Raw genomic sequence first — 13739 nt, forward strand, 5'->3', positions numbered from 1 at the left:
GGTGTCTAGCAAACTGGTGGCGATTCACTTCATTAGTTTGTTAACAGCACACCTACGTCAAATGACGTAGGTGTGCTGTGCTATTAACTCATGGTTGTTCTTGGTGGTTTCATTAATAGTGATCGTGTTGATGCCCACTCGACCTAAATGATTCGCTAAGGAGCTTTGATTATGGCTGAAACGATTATCAAGATTGACCTGAAACAATCGCCTTACGAAAACGAAAACGTTCATAATCGTTGGCACCCGGATATCCCCATGGCGAAAATGGTGAAGCCTGGTGATGATTTTATCTTGGAATGTCATGACTGGACGGGTGGGCAGATCGAGAATAACGATAGTGCTGACGATGTTCGTGATGTCGACTTGACTCAGGTGCACTTTCTAACCGGACCTGTGGGTGTCGAAGGCGCCGAGCCCGGTGATCTTCTGGTGGTGGATATCCTTGATATCGGCACTTTTGATGAAAGCCAATGGGGCTTTAATGGTTTCTTTTCCAAGCAAAATGGCGGTGGCTTTCTTACCGAACATTTTCCTGAAGCTCAGAAATCCATCTGGGATTTCAATGGTATGTTCACCAAGTCCCGCCATATTCCCAACGTGGAGTTTGCCGGCCTGATTCACCCGGGCCTTATAGGTTGTTTGCCGTCGAAGGAAATGCTTGAAGAGTGGAACACCCGGGAAAAAGCACTTTACGATACCGAGCCTGATCGTGTTCCTGGCTTGGCTAACTTACCTTATGCTGATACGGCGCACATGGGTAAGTTAAGCGGTGACGCGAAAGCCCAAGCTGCTGCTGAAGGCGCCCGTACCGTACCGCCCCGTGAGCATGGGGGTAACTGTGACATTAAAGATTTGTCGAGGGGCTCGCAGGTTTATTTCCCCGTTTATGTGAAGGATGCGGGGCTGTCCGTGGGGGATCTGCATTTTAGCCAGGGTGATGGTGAGATTACGTTCTGTGGAGCCATTGAGATGGCTGGCTGGATCCATTTACGGGTGAACATCATTAAAGGAGGTATGGAAAAATACGGAATTAAGAATCCTATCTTTAAGCCCAGCCCTATGGCGCCCAAGTATGACGATTACTTAATATTTGAAGGTATCTCTGTAGATGAACAAGGCAAGCAGCATTATTTAGACGTGCATGTGGCGTATCGTCAGGCGTGCCTCAATGCGATTGAGTACCTAAAGAAATTCGGTTATACGGGTGCTCAAGCCTATGCTTTGCTCGGTTGTGCTCCTGTCCAGGGACATATTAGTGGCGTAGTGGATGTGCCCAATGCCTGTGCCACTCTTTGGTTGCCAACGGATATTTTCGACTTTGATATTAAGCCGGGTATGGATGGTCCACAGCATAGTGTGGCCGGCAGTGTTGACATCCCATTATCGAAAGATAAGTAATTTATACAGGAGCTGATCATGCCCCTTTATGACTATAAATGTGTTGAGCACGGCTTGTTCCATGACCTCGTTCCCATGCAGGCTTCCGGTGATTGCGCCATGTGCCCGACCTGTGGTGCGTTGTCAGCGCGGGTGATTATGGTGCCCCCAGAGGTGCTGGATATGGCCCCGGAAAAACGCCAGGCCATTGCACGTAATGAGAAGGCGATGCATGAGCCTCGACAAGGCAATCAGCATTCAGAAAAAGATCAAGGCTGCTGTCATCACAAGCGCAAGTCCAAGCTATTCTATACCGCTGAAGGCAACAAGATGTTTCCGTCAGCCAGGCCATGGATGATTAGCCATTAAGGTTTGAAGGGTTTTACGGCAGTAAAACTTCTCTTAGCGGGTCGCGTTAGCGGCCCTTTTTTATGGTTGTGATAGAGGGAAAGCTTGAATGGGATTATTTTTACCGTGCTCAGACGGTCTCAGCGAAACAACCGCAAGGAGCTAGTTTGACGATGTTTCTTCTATCTATGTTGGCTATTGCATACGGTCTAACGCGGCTGCACGCTGTTGTTCACTGTGGGTAAATAATCTGCTACGCAAAGCCTGTAACTGCTTCTGTTTGTCCGCAATGTCTATGGCTGCGGAATTGATCTGGTCTCGCTGTCGCGCGTAATTCTGGTACTGACTTTGCCAAAGGGTACGTTGCTCATCTAACGCCTGCAGACGCAGGGCCGCAGCATCACCAAATTGGCGTTGGCGGAAAGCATAGAGATCGGCGGCATTAGCACCTTGTTGTTTTATGGATTGCTCATGGGCTGTGAGGCGTTGCAAATCGTACTGCCGCTGGTGTTGTTTTGCCAAGGCTTCGGGTAGCGCCTTGCGAAGCTCTTGCAGGGCGTCAGCCTTTTCTTTCTCAGAACGACGCGATGTCAGGATCTGGTTGCGCTGCAAACTGACCCTATCGTAGCGGTCCTCATCTGCGAACAAAGCTGCAGCGATATCGGTCCCAAATGTGTCATTGCGCAGTTTTTGTCGTTGTTCAAGCTTGTTGCGAATATCCCCGCTGTTCTTATTCAAATAATGTGCGGCGTAATCGCCGTTAGCTAACCGGGACCGATAATAATGATATTGATCAAACAGTGTCAGCAAGTCAGCGGCGGCAAGTTGCCCCGCGTTGTGTCGGGCCCAGTGTTCCAGCAGTCTGCGGATTGACGCGTCAGGCATTTCTCCACTCAAAGATAAGAAATAATCCATGATTGCTTTGCTGTGGTTGTCTGGAATCAGGCGGCCCAGGGCATCGATCGTTAGACTTCCAGGGACTTGCGTGTCCGCTAACGAAGTATTTGTCAGCATTTGGGCTAGATTTAGCGTCTGCTTAGCTGCTCTTCCCGCTTCAATTGTGGCAGTGTAAGTGGTGCTGATTTGGGTGTTCGTGTTACTCGCTGTGGGTAGCGGAAGAGGGGAAGCGGTTAGGTGCTGAAAGTTCCAGAATAAGCTGCTAGCTGAGAGCACTATTGCGATAAGTAGAACAAATGTTCGTGTCATGACTCAGACTCAATGCAGAGGGCCCTGTAAAGAGCGACCCTCTGAGGGAATGCTTGTTAAAGTCCTGCATTTTTCAGGCGGTTAGCGTGGTTGCGATATAATGTTTTGGGATCAGTTTCCCAGCCAAGCAAACCAAACAGCTGGCGGATAGCATCCGCATGGTTATGGCGATAGTCATGTCGAATGGGTTTGCCAAGGTACATACCGCACAGGGGCAGCACGCCGTCATGTTCAACCCCAGATGAGAAGGCAAACTGGGTGACGGTGACCAATATACTATCGAAGGGATCGAGTAGGTTGGTGCGCACACCTGTGCCTCCCCAAGACCAGTAACGCACTCCGTTGACCGCATGTTCACCACTAGTGCCGCAGGCGGAGGTGGGCATGGCTTGAGGGTAGCGCTGGTTGAACGCGGCCATGCCTTCGGTGGTTGACGCCACGAGCACCGCTTTGGTGGATTGACTCTTTGCGTTGGGCCCCCCGGATGCTAACTCCCATAGGAACCCAAACCCGTTGGCAACCATGTCTGCGAGCTCTTCCGCTGCACTGCCTTGCGGTATCAACCCGCGAAGGATGTCAGCAACAGGAGTTCCACGGTTTTCACCGTGCACTGAGGTGACCGATGCGATGATGTCCGGACGAACGGCGGCAACATATCGCGCCGTGCCCGCCCCTTGAGAATGGCCGACAAGATTCACTTTTGTTGCACCTGTGACGGCTAGATAATTTTCAATCTGGATGATTAATTCTTCACCGCGGTATTCATTGCTTTGTAGTGCGCTTACATTACTCTCGTAGACTTCGGCGCCGTAATCGCGCATATCATCAGCGATACCGTAGAAATAATCGATACCGGCAATATCATCAAAAGCAATGAGGCCGCCCACCAGAACAATGGGGTAGCGAGTGTTTGCATAGCTTGTGTCTTTGTCTTTTCCCAACCAGGACCAGGCTTGCGTCTGGCTGGTGCTGAATAGCAAAGCGGTGACCATGACCAGGCGTCGGAGGATGATCGACATGGCTGCCTCTTATTGTATTAGGTTATAGCCAGTGTAAAGGCTGAGTTTATATTTATATTTGTGATGGCGCACAGGAGTGTACTTGGACTCAACTAGAATGCAATTTTTTGACTTGAGGGATTCCAGTCATTATACCTTTCAGATCTTCGCGCATAGAGAGCAGCACTAACGACGGACTATTTTGTTTTCTCTTATTTATCCTGTGTCTTTTGGAAGGGGATGTTCGGCACCTTACGGTCCACCATGCTTGGATATATGCGGCAAAATTAGGAGCTGTTGCATTAGACAATAGGTTCAACAGGGATTAGGCCGTGCTGGCACTTCACCTTGGGAGCCCTTGCCGTTATGGTGCAAGGAATCTAAATGTTGGCAGTTCCTTCTCATGCATATTCATATTCTCGGTATTTGCGGCACCTTTATGGGGTCGCTGGCGCAGCTGGCTAAAGCTCAGGGGCATCAGGTTACTGGCAGTGACCAAAACGTTTACCCGCCCATGAGCGATCAATTGGAAGCGGCGGGTATTGCCTTGACCCAAGGGTATGATCCGTCGCAACTGGAACCGGCGCCGGATCTAGTGGTTATCGGCAATGCGTTAAGCCGTGGCAACCCGGCAGTGGAAGCAGTACTGGATCGCGGCTTACCCTATACCTCAGGGGCGCAACTGCTCCAAGAGGTGGTGCTTCCCGGTCGCTGGGTGCTAGCAGTTGCCGGAACCCATGGTAAAACCACCACCAGTTCCATGCTGGCCTGGATCTTGGAATATGCGGGTTTAAAGCCTGGTTATTTGATTGGCGGTGTACCCGGCAATTTCGGAGTATCGGCCCGGTTGGGTGAGACGCCTTTCTTTGTGGTGGAAGCAGACGAATACGATACGGCGTTTTTTGACAAGCGCAGCAAGTTTGTCCACTACCGTCCGCGCACGGTAATTCTTAATAATTTGGAATTTGATCACGCGGATATTTTTGCGGATCTGGCCGCTATTCAAACCCAGTTCCATCACCTGATTCGTACTGTGCCGTCCACCGGTCGCTTGATTCTGCCCCATGGAGAAGCTGCGCTGGAGGAGACCCTGGAAAAAGGCTGCTGGAGTAACGTGGAGCGCTTTGGTAAAGAGGAAGCGCTGGGCTACCGCCTGGATCAGGCCGATGGCTCGAGCTTTACGGTGCTTGAAAGCGGTGAACCGGTGGCGCAGGTGCGTTGGGAGCAAACTGGCCGTCACAGTGTGAACAACGGAATGGCTGCGTTGCTGGCCGCCCGCCATGTGGGTGTGACTTTGGCGGATGGCGCGGCAGCGTTATCGGAGTTTGTGGGTGTGAAGCGGCGCATGGAATTGCGTGGTGAAGTGGGCGGGGTGCGGGTTTACGACGATTTTGCCCATCACCCCACGGCCATTGCCACCACGCTAGATGGACTGCGGCGCAAGGTGGGTAACGGCAAAATACTTGCCATTATTGAGCCTCGCTCTAATACCATGCGCCTAGGGAGCCACAAGGCCGCTTTGGCGGGCAGCACCGGATGCGCTGATGAGGTAATCTGGTATCAGCCGCCGGGCTTGAACTGGTCGCTGGATTCGGTGCTCAGTGAAGCTCCGGTGCCGGCAACGGTGACCGAATCGCTGGATGATATTATTGCCAAGGTAGCAAGTCACAAAGGCGAGCCACTGAGCGTGGTGGTGATGAGCAACGGCGGCTTTGGTGGCATTCACCAGAAGCTGCTGGATGCGTTGGCTGAGTAACAGCGACAGACAAGCCTGACGTTGCTGCAAATGATAGTAGTAAGCGTCTTGACGCGTCTGTGCCCGCGCTTTTGTCTTGAGTGCCGGCAGAAAATTGCAAACGTATTCATTTTGTCCGTGTTGAGGCTTGAAACGTGTCGCTCGTTTCGAGCGTTTAGGAGGTTGTCATGTTCTGGTCGGTACTTTGGGCATCGGTGCATTACCTAAGCATCCTGATGCTCTTTGCTTGCTTGTATGGCGAGTTGTTGCTGTGGCGAACCGGCATCAATGAACGCAATATTCGCACGCTCTTATGGCTGGATATTGGTTATGGCCTGTCGGCGCTAACGGTATTGATCAGTGGCTTGGCCCGGGCGGGCTGGACGGAAAAGGGCTGGGACTTTTATCTCACTAACCCTTGGTTTCATGGCAAGGTGACGCTCTTCGTGTTGATCGCCTTGTTGAGCTTGTATCCCACTAAGGTGCTTCTGGGTTGGCGAAAAACAGTTAAAGCAGGCCATGTCCCTGTGATTGATGACAAGCTGCAACGCAACCTGCGTGGCGTGCTGGTGGCAGAAATTCATTTGGTTATATTGATGCCGATTCTGGCAGTGATGATGGTCAGAGGTGTCGGGATGGGTTTATGACACATCGGGTGACGTTAGCTTTTACCGGTGCCTCCGGAGCACCTTACGGGTTACGTTTGCTGCAGTGTTTGCTGGAGGCGGACTGTGAGGTGTTCGTTCTACTTTCCAAGGCTGCGCGAGTGGTCATTGGCACTGAGACGGCATTGAAATTGCCTGCGGGTACCGGCAACGCTGAGCAGGCGTTGCGCGATTGGGTAAAGACAGAAAAGGGACAGCTGGTCGTTTGTGGGTTGGAACAATGGACGGCGCCGGTGGCTTCCGGCAGCGGAGCTCCTGCAGCCATGGTGGTCTGCCCCTGCTCTACGGGGACCTTGTCAGCCATTGCGATGGGGGCCAGTGATAATCTGATCGAGCGGGCTGCGGATGTGGCCATAAAGGAAGGTCGAAAATTGATTCTGGTCCCCCGGGAATCGCCTTTCTCCGCGATCCACCTGGAAAACATGCTTAAACTTTCCCGCCTTGGCGTCACCATCATGCCCGCCGCGCCTGGGTTTTATCATCAACCACAAAGCGTGGATGATCTGGTGGACTTTATGGTTGCCCGGCTACTGGATCATCTTGGTGTGGAACAAACCTTAGTGAAGCGTTGGGGGGAGTGAGTTGAACGTTAAAACGCGTGCTAGGCGTTAATGTTTAGTTGATGGTAGCTGCTGTCGCGTTTCAACGTTAGGCTTACTGCACTAGGAGGTGGCCAACTAGCCCCAGCGCAAAACCGGCTACAGCCCCTTGAGCTGGCATCCAGTGTTTTTCCAGTGGCACTTGCGGGGCGATATCCTGGAAGGTCAGATAGAGAATGCCACCGCTGGCAAACAGCATGATACCGCCGAGAATAAAGGGTTGATTCACCAGGATCTCAAAGCCGAGCCAGGCACTTAATGGGCCCAGCAGGGCCATGCAAGCGAAAGCCAGCACGATGCGGCTTTTAGACAATGTGTTGCCCTTGCTATTGTAGATTTCCCGATAGGCATTGAACCCTTCCGGCATGTTTTGCATGCCAATCAGGAACGCCAGCAGGTAAGCCTGGCTACCGCCACTGGCCAGCGCCGCCCCTAGAGCGATGGCTTCCGGGACAAAATCTAGCAACATGGCTAACAATTGTGACAGAGCGCCACCGCGTTTCGCCAAGGCCCGGTCAATAAACATGAAGACCAGCCCGCCACTGGCGAACAAGACTGTGGCGGAGAAAGCACTATGGTGTTTGACCGCTTCTGGAACCAGCACTAATGCCACGGCCGCTAATAGAGCGCCGCCGCCAAAAGCGATAACGCCGTGGCGCACTTCCTGCTCAAGCCAGCTTTTGGCGATATGTTCCTGCACGCCAATGAGAGCTCCCGCCGCCATGCTGAGACCTGCTGCTAGGCTTAATAACAGTGCCAAAGTTAATGCGTTCACAGGCGTTTCCTTCAAAAGAGAGAGCAGGCAAACCCGCCCCGGCGGGCGGGTAATAGCGTGCCAGACAGCGTGATTGTTTAATCAAGCATTCAACAGTAAAGACAGGTGCGCAGGGGATCAACTCGGGACGGAGGAAGAGATCGCCGCCGAGGTAATGGCGTTAGCCATTGCTCAGATCGTAATTCACCGGTGCAATAACGTGTACAGGTAGGCTGCTATCCAGCTCTTTGGGGGGGGCGTCGAAGCGTAACCTTGAAACGAGCTCCTGGGTGGCGCGGTCCAGAATACGACTGCCGGAACTTTTCGTGATCTTTACCTGTTCGGCGCGCCCAGACGCATTGATTACAAAAGACACCTTAACGGTCCCTTGTTGGCGGCGCATTTTAGCCCGGTGCGGATACTGCTTGTTGTAATCGATGGTGTCGCGCACTTTTGCTAGGTATTTGTTGAGCGCATTTTCTGTATCACCGGATTGATGCACTCCTTTTCCTGGGGCGCCCGCCATGCCTTTGGCGCCTTGAGTCAGGGGCTGTGCCGAGGCTTCTTCGTGGGTGTCTTCATTCTCGGTTTTCGTGGCCGCAGTTTCTGCTACCTGAGGTTGTGGGGCTGGCTCTGGCTTGGGTTCCGGTTTCGGTTTTGCGACCGGTTTGGGCGTAGGCTTGGGTTTGGGTTTTGGTTTGACTCTCGGTTGCGGGGCGGGCTGGGCCTTTGGCGGTATCGCTTTCGGCGCAGCCTTTGGGGCTGGTGGAGCAGACAGGTTAATGGCAATTTCACTAACGCCCGGTTTTGCGGGGCGGCCACCGGCAAGCGTCATGGCGCCAACGGTAACCAGCACGCTGACGTGAATTAGAATGGAGACGATCCAAGCGGTGAGATTACGGGGTTTCATGGTGCCACCTTGCTGGCGCTTTCTGCTGCTGCGTCACTCTGCGTCACCAGCCGAACCTGTTCCACACCCATGCCTTGCAGGGTTTCCAAACGCCTGCGCAAGGCTTGCATGGTTACGCCTGCGTCGGCCAGCAGGCGGACTTCCGCATCTTCTGGCTTGTCGCCAAGTCGTGCCTGCAATGCCGCGTCGCTTAGCGGTTCGGCGCTGTCTTCAGCAAACCATTGCCCATCGTTCTGTATCACCAGTAGCAACTTATCCCGGGCTTCTTCGCCGTTTGCGGTCTGGCTCATCGGTGCTTCCACCGTCACGGTGGGGCGTTTGGCCAATTGTCCGGCTAACATGAAGAAGATCAACAGCAGGAAGACCACATTGATCAGCGGCAGCACCGGCTCCAGTGGCGGTCTGCGTGATGAGGTTTCCATGATCATCATGGCAACAGCTCCAGTTGAACATCGCGAACGCCGGCGGCCTTCATGGCGTCTACAGCGGTCAGTGCCTGTTGCAGAGTGGCCTCTGGATTCACTGTGACCCATACCTTGGTCTTGCTGGTATCCAGCCGGTCTGCAACCGCGGCCGGGGTAAAGCTGACATCATTAAGGGTCAGCATACCGTTGGCCTGCACGTTGATGATTAACCATTGTTCGTCCGGTTGCTCGGTGCTGTCTGCGGGTTGCACGTTAACAGGCAGGTCATGGTATTGCCCGAAACGGGTGGCGAGCATGAAGAACACCAGCAGGATAAACACCACATCAATTAGTGGTGTCAGGCTGATAAAGGGCGTGCGATGACGCTCAGGTTCAATATGCATGCGACACCGACGGGTCGCGTTCCTCTTCCAGAGGCTCGGGAGCCGTGTGGTTGTTGCGCAATACTTTCAAACGCGACAGTCGATCCTGCATTTTCTCGCGGCATTGTTCGATGCTGCGGTCGGCCCAGTGGAATGCAGCCAAGGTTGGGATTGCCACGGTGAGGCCGGCGGCGGTGGTCAGCAGGGCTTCCCAGATACCCCCGGACAGAATGGAGGGGTCCACCTGTGAGCCGGCCATCTCCAGGGCTTGGAAGGCGCCAATCATGCCGAATACGGTGCCCAGAAGGCCTAGCAGCGGAGCAATGGCGCTAATCACTTCCAGCACACGCAAGCCGCCGCGTAACTCATCCAGGCCGCTGCGGGCCAAGCGTAGGCTTTCTTCCTGCCAAGCAGCCTCATCCAGGTTACGGTTTTCCCAGCACTGCCAGAGCACTCGGTCGATGGGACTGGTTAATTTGTCGGGTTTGCTGGTCGGTTTGCCTTGGCGTATTGCGCTAAGCAACTGGTCTGCCTGGCGACTATTGCCAGGGCGAATGCGGGCGAACTGCAAGATCTTGGAGATGAACGTTGCCAAGGCAATCACGGAGAGCAGGGCCAGAACCCACATAGTGGCGCCGCCACTAATAAACCATTCCGGTAACTGTAGGGAAATCTGGGGCATGGAAAACTCCAGCTATGGGCAAATAATTAGGTGCCCGGTATCGGGTAAAACAGGCCTTGCATATCGCCACTTAATAATAACCGCTTGATAACGCAGGGCTATGTGGCGGTGTGGCAATGACTCAGCGCCAAGGATTGAATAAGGGTTCGCAATACTATGATGTTCAACCCCTTAATGCAAGTCATTCCTATTTGGGATGCATTCACAGATAGCGGCAAAATGCCGCATCTTCGAAGGTTTATTGCCACTAGTGCTAGGGCGCGTGCTGTGCACGCTGAGCCGGAAGGGGGGTTGGGCGGCCAGAGCAAGCAAATAAAAAGGAACCGAGGCGCCTTTCTTATGCGCCTATGGGAGTTACTTGCTGAGCAGGCGGTAATTCAAATTTGACTGGATACGATTCCCAGATGAATCCAATTGTTCAACGGCATTGATCGCATCCTTGATGTATTGACGTCGTGCATCGTCGTCTTCAGGATTGATGGTGTACACATCTTCCTGGCTAACGCCTTCCTGGTATTTGTGTGAGGTCCATTCCCCGCGTTCCACCACATTTAGTTTCACGGTGGAGCCGCTCATATACTCTTCACTGAGTTCAAAACGGGTGGGGGTATCGTATTGATCCCGGTATAGGATCAGCGTGGTGTGAATTCCGGAACAATCCGCGCAGGGAAGAATCCCGCTATAGACCTTTTTCTGCGCTTTGGGGTCGATCGGCGCTTCCGGTTGGCTCTGGCAGCCAGCAAACGCCAGGGTACAGCCGATTACGGCGGCGACGAAGTAGGTTTTCATGGTGATGCTCCCTAGCAAGTTCCCTTCGGTATTATCATTTTAGAATACTCTTTCGCCAAGCATTTGAACATTTGCTTTGAGTTATCTTCAACGGGTTTGGAGGGGGGCAGATACGGGGCTTCTGAAAGCTCCTTATGTGCTCAGCATAGGGAAAACGCACAGTAGAATAAAGCAGGGCCATCGACCCTGCGGGGGGACGATTTATTGCCGGGCGGTGTTTATGCTTTTAGGGCGCGTGGATAGGTGCACTTGTTCGATGAACGCATCAAGTACCGGCTCGCTTTGCCACGCGCGAGGGTTGTTCACCATGGCCACCACTGCCCAGGTGGTGTTGTCTTCATCGCGGGTGAACCCTGCGATGGAGCGCACATTACGCAAAGAGCCGGTTTTAATGTGGCCCATGCCAGCCATGTTAGCGTTACCCAGCCTGCGACGCATTGTGCCATCCATGGCCACCAGTGGCAGGGAGGCAATTAGTTCTGCGGCAAAGCGGCTTTCCCAGGCCTGTTGCAGTAGTTGGGCCATTTGACGGGCGGTGATGCGCTCAATGCGTGACAAGCCGGCCCCATTTTCAAAGACCATACTCCGGCTGTCGATACCTTTATGGGCTAGCCAGGCGCGAATTTCACGCTCTGCGGCGGCAAGATCGTCTTTATCGCCGGGCTGACGGTGCTTGGCGCCCAACGTCAGGAAGACCTGGCGCACCATCACATTATTACTCCACTTATTAATATCGCGGACCATAGTGACCAAATCACGCGATGAGGTGGTGACGAGTAGTTCTGTGTCTGCTCGAGGGCGCAGGCCTTCGCGGATGGTTCCTGAAAGGGTACCGCCAAGCTGCTGCCACAGGCTAGAGAGTAGGGCACCGGTATAGGCGGGCTGGCTTAGCAGAGACAGATAGCTGCTGGTGCTACACCCTACGGGCAGCACGCCGGTGACCGTGATGCTTATTGAGCCGTCATCACGGGTGGTAGGTTCATAGTCAAATTGATAGCGGCGAGGGCAATGGCCGTACTCGCGCAGTACCAGTTGGTTGTTGATGTGGATGCCATTGAGGGCCGGTTCGGTCCAAGTATGAATGCCGCGGTTGTCTGCTCGGGCCCGGATGCGCAACACATTCAAGTTGGTGAGCAAGCCGTTGGGTTCCACCAGGAAGGGTGCGTTGGGGTTGTCACCGTCATCATTAAAGGCGGTAATGCCATTGGGCAGGTTGAACACGCTGCCATCCAAAATCAGGTCACCGGTGATGTGGGTGATACCCATGGCACGCAACTCCCGCAGCAGTAGCCATAACCGCTCTTCGGTGAGTTTAGGGTCCCCGCTGCCAACAAAATACAGGTTACCGCTGAGGGTTTCCCCCTCAATGGTGCCGTCGGTGTACAGGCGAGTGTGCCATTGAAACGTGGGACCCAGTAATTCTAGCGCCGCGTAGGTGGTAATGACCTTCATGATGGAGCCGGGGTTTAGGGGTATGTCCGCATTCATGAAACGGGCTTTTCCGGGTCCATCCAGGGGGATGGAAGCTACTGCCAGGTCGGTTTCGGCAAGCTCCAGGCTTTCCGCGACTTCCAATACTGGGGCCATGACTGGCGCCGGAATATCCGCTTGTGCGGAGCCGGCAAGCAAGGTGCCGAGCAGCAGAAAAATGCCGAGAAGGGTTGAAGTAAGAACGATGTTAGGCTGTTTACGGACTGCGCTTCTCGGCATGACAAGGGGACCTTCAAAATCGTAACGGCAACAACTGCTGGGGTAAGCGTGTTACATAGACCGCTAGCGTAATGCAAAGCCCGAGCCGAGTCAGTGGGCCGCTAGTACGAAACGTACATTTAATCGGTGGTGCCAGTAAGCCCGGCCTTTGAATTAGGGTTTGTATAGGCCAACATCCACCCCTTTATGCTGTAAATCAGCATGGTAGGAACTGCGCACCATGGGCCCGGAGGCAACCGAGGTGAAGCCTAGTTCGTTGGCCACGCGGGCATACTCCCGGAATTCGTCCGGGTGTACGAAGCGATCCACCGGAGCGTGGTGCTTGCTGGGCTGCAGATATTGGCCAATGGTGATCATGTCCACATCATGGGTTCGCAGATCTTTGATGGTATTGATGACCTGCTCGAACGTTTCACCCAACCCCACCATGATGCCGCTTTTGGTGCTCACATCCGGGCGCAGAGCCTTGTAGCGTTTAAGCAAATCCAGGGAGTGTTGATAACGGGCGCCGGGGCGGATGTGCTTATATAGCTCCGGAACGGTTTCAATATTGTGGTTAAACACGTCCGGCGCGGTTTCAGCGAGAATCTCCACGGCGGTGTCCAGGCAGGGGCGAAAGTCTGGGGTGAGGATTTCGATGCGGGTCTCTGGGGTAAGCGCTCGCACCTGGCGGATGCACTCGGCAAAGTGTTCCGCGCCGCCGTCGGCTAGATCATCCCGGTCCACGGAGGTAATCACCACATAATTCAGGCCCAAGTTTTCCACAGACTCCGCCAAGTGCAACGGCTCTTGCGCATCCAACGCATTGGGCCGGCCGAAACCCACATCGCAGAAAGCGCAACGACGGGTACAGATGTCGCCCATGATCATGAAGGTGGCGGTGCCGCCGCCAAAACATTCCGGCAAGTTGGGGCAGGCCGCCTCTTCGCAAACGGTGTGCAGTTTCTGTTTGCGTAGCAGGGACTTGATACGCTGAATTTCGCCATTGGCAGGAACACGCACACGAATCCAGTCCGGCTTACGTTGGTAACCGGTTTCTTCATTAACCATGGGGATGGTGCGGACCTTGTCGGCGCCACGTAGTTTGTCACCGATTTGCACTTTGCGTTTGGCTTGGGCCTGTTCGCTCATGGGGTTTCCATTGCCGTCGAGTGCTGCCGGAAGGGGGGGCAGGCA

At 53.9% G+C, this 13739-nt stretch carries 15 protein-coding genes; 5 read left to right on the forward strand and 10 right to left on the reverse strand.

All coding sequences use genetic code 11. From position 1 onward, the window contains the following. The first annotated feature begins 171 nt into the window (after nt 1-171). Nucleotides 172-1401, forward strand: a complete 1230-nt coding sequence (fmdA, locus tag Y017_RS05640; RefSeq protein WP_011589257.1) for a formamidase — start codon at nt 172-174, stop codon at nt 1399-1401. An 18-nt stretch (nt 1402-1419) separates the two neighbouring features. Then, nucleotides 1420-1749 (forward strand): zinc ribbon domain-containing protein, encoded by a 330-nt coding sequence (locus Y017_RS05645; protein ID WP_011589256.1) that lies wholly within the window; start codon nt 1420-1422, stop codon nt 1747-1749. 174 nt (nt 1750-1923) lie between these two features. On the opposite strand, the gene Y017_RS05650 is transcribed toward Y017_RS05645, so the two are convergent. Next, entirely contained in the window at nt 1924-2613 is a 690-nt protein-coding gene (locus Y017_RS05650; RefSeq protein ID WP_231483412.1) for a lipase secretion chaperone, read from the reverse strand. A 377-nt stretch (nt 2614-2990) separates the two neighbouring features. Then, nucleotides 2991-3953, reverse strand: coding sequence for a triacylglycerol lipase (locus Y017_RS05655; RefSeq protein WP_035459521.1), 963 nt, complete (start codon nt 3951-3953; stop codon nt 2991-2993). 382 nt (nt 3954-4335) lie between these two features. On the opposite strand from Y017_RS05655, the gene mpl reads away from it, so the two are divergent. From mpl to Y017_RS05670, 3 genes are all read left to right on the forward strand, one after another. Continuing rightward, entirely contained in the window at nt 4336-5688 is a 1353-nt protein-coding gene (gene mpl / locus Y017_RS05660) for a UDP-N-acetylmuramate:L-alanyl-gamma-D-glutamyl-meso-diaminopimelate ligase (protein ID WP_011589253.1), read from the forward strand. Nucleotides 5689-5855: 167 nt separating this feature from the next. Beyond that, entirely contained in the window at nt 5856-6314 is a 459-nt protein-coding gene (locus Y017_RS05665; RefSeq protein ID WP_035459526.1) for a DUF2214 family protein, read from the forward strand. Then, nucleotides 6311-6913 carry a flavin prenyltransferase UbiX gene (locus tag Y017_RS05670; RefSeq protein ID WP_011589251.1) on the forward strand — a complete coding sequence of 201 codons (603 nt, stop codon included), beginning with the start codon at nt 6311-6313 and terminating at the stop codon, nt 6911-6913. The genes Y017_RS05665 and Y017_RS05670 overlap by 4 nt, the downstream gene beginning before the upstream one ends. 73 nt (nt 6914-6986) lie before the next feature. Here the strand turns inward: Y017_RS05670 and Y017_RS05675 are convergent, their stop codons facing one another. The 8 genes from Y017_RS05675 to lipA all read right to left on the reverse strand — a co-directional run bounded on the left by Y017_RS05675 (nt 6987) and on the right by lipA (nt 13694). After that, the gene (locus Y017_RS05675) at nt 6987-7706 is read right to left on the reverse strand and encodes a ZIP family metal transporter (RefSeq protein ID WP_035459529.1); all 720 of its coding nucleotides are present in this window, start codon (nt 7704-7706) and stop codon (nt 6987-6989) included. A 160-nt stretch (nt 7707-7866) separates the two neighbouring features. Beyond that, on the reverse strand, nt 7867-8595 hold the full coding sequence (locus tag Y017_RS05680; protein ID WP_011589249.1) for an energy transducer TonB: 729 nt from the start codon (nt 8593-8595) through the stop codon (nt 7867-7869). Next, nucleotides 8592-9026, reverse strand: a complete 435-nt coding sequence (locus Y017_RS05685; RefSeq protein WP_011589248.1) for a biopolymer transporter ExbD — start codon at nt 9024-9026, stop codon at nt 8592-8594. The genes Y017_RS05680 and Y017_RS05685 overlap by 4 nt, the downstream gene beginning before the upstream one ends. Next, entirely contained in the window at nt 9023-9403 is a 381-nt protein-coding gene (locus Y017_RS05690) for a biopolymer transporter ExbD (RefSeq protein WP_011589247.1), read from the reverse strand. The genes Y017_RS05685 and Y017_RS05690 overlap by 4 nt, the downstream gene beginning before the upstream one ends. Next, nucleotides 9393-10064 carry a MotA/TolQ/ExbB proton channel family protein gene (locus tag Y017_RS05695; RefSeq protein ID WP_011589246.1) on the reverse strand — a complete coding sequence of 224 codons (672 nt, stop codon included), beginning with the start codon at nt 10062-10064 and terminating at the stop codon, nt 9393-9395. The genes Y017_RS05690 and Y017_RS05695 overlap by 11 nt, the downstream gene beginning before the upstream one ends. Nucleotides 10065-10418: 354 nt before the next feature. Next, nucleotides 10419-10853 (reverse strand): copper resistance protein NlpE, encoded by a 435-nt coding sequence (locus tag Y017_RS05705; RefSeq protein WP_011589245.1) that lies wholly within the window; start codon nt 10851-10853, stop codon nt 10419-10421. 201 nt (nt 10854-11054) lie between these two features. Further along, nucleotides 11055-12563 (reverse strand): D-alanyl-D-alanine carboxypeptidase/D-alanyl-D-alanine-endopeptidase, encoded by a 1509-nt coding sequence (gene dacB, locus Y017_RS05710; RefSeq protein ID WP_011589244.1) that lies wholly within the window; start codon nt 12561-12563, stop codon nt 11055-11057. A gap of 153 nt (nt 12564-12716) precedes the next feature. Next, nucleotides 12717-13694 carry a lipoyl synthase gene (lipA, locus tag Y017_RS05715; RefSeq protein WP_011589243.1) on the reverse strand — a complete coding sequence of 326 codons (978 nt, stop codon included), beginning with the start codon at nt 13692-13694 and terminating at the stop codon, nt 12717-12719. Nucleotides 13695-13739: the final 45 nt, after the last annotated feature.

This window comes from Alcanivorax sp. 97CO-5, from assembly GCF_000524665.1.
GTDB lineage: Bacteria > Pseudomonadota > Gammaproteobacteria > Pseudomonadales > Alcanivoracaceae > Alcanivorax > Alcanivorax borkumensis.

What these genes read in the sequence shown, in the direction of transcription:
- fmdA (WP_011589257.1), top strand. Translation starts at nt 172, where the DNA reads ATGGCTGAAACGATTATCAAGATTGACCTGAAACAATCGCCTTACGAA.
- Y017_RS05645 (WP_011589256.1), top strand. Translation starts at nt 1,420, where the DNA reads ATGCCCCTTTATGACTATAAATGTGTTGAGCACGGCTTGTTCCATGAC.
- Y017_RS05650 (WP_231483412.1), bottom strand. Translation starts at nt 2,613, where the DNA reads ATGCCTGACGCGTCAATCCGCAGACTGCTGGAACACTGGGCCCGACAC.
- Y017_RS05655 (WP_035459521.1), bottom strand. Translation starts at nt 3,953, where the DNA reads ATGTCGATCATCCTCCGACGCCTGGTCATGGTCACCGCTTTGCTATTC.
- mpl (WP_011589253.1), top strand. Translation starts at nt 4,336, where the DNA reads ATGCATATTCATATTCTCGGTATTTGCGGCACCTTTATGGGGTCGCTG.
- Y017_RS05665 (WP_035459526.1), top strand. Translation starts at nt 5,856, where the DNA reads ATGTTCTGGTCGGTACTTTGGGCATCGGTGCATTACCTAAGCATCCTG.
- Y017_RS05670 (WP_011589251.1), top strand. Translation starts at nt 6,311, where the DNA reads ATGACACATCGGGTGACGTTAGCTTTTACCGGTGCCTCCGGAGCACCT.
- Y017_RS05680 (WP_011589249.1), bottom strand. Translation starts at nt 8,595, where the DNA reads ATGAAACCCCGTAATCTCACCGCTTGGATCGTCTCCATTCTAATTCAC.
- Y017_RS05685 (WP_011589248.1), bottom strand. Translation starts at nt 9,026, where the DNA reads ATGATGATCATGGAAACCTCATCACGCAGACCGCCACTGGAGCCGGTG.
- Y017_RS05690 (WP_011589247.1), bottom strand. Translation starts at nt 9,403, where the DNA reads ATGCATATTGAACCTGAGCGTCATCGCACGCCCTTTATCAGCCTGACA.
- Y017_RS05695 (WP_011589246.1), bottom strand. Translation starts at nt 10,064, where the DNA reads ATGCCCCAGATTTCCCTACAGTTACCGGAATGGTTTATTAGTGGCGGC.
- Y017_RS05705 (WP_011589245.1), bottom strand. Translation starts at nt 10,853, where the DNA reads ATGAAAACCTACTTCGTCGCCGCCGTAATCGGCTGTACCCTGGCGTTT.
- dacB (WP_011589244.1), bottom strand. Translation starts at nt 12,563, where the DNA reads ATGCCGAGAAGCGCAGTCCGTAAACAGCCTAACATCGTTCTTACTTCA.
- lipA (WP_011589243.1), bottom strand. Translation starts at nt 13,694, where the DNA reads ATGAGCGAACAGGCCCAAGCCAAACGCAAAGTGCAAATCGGTGACAAA.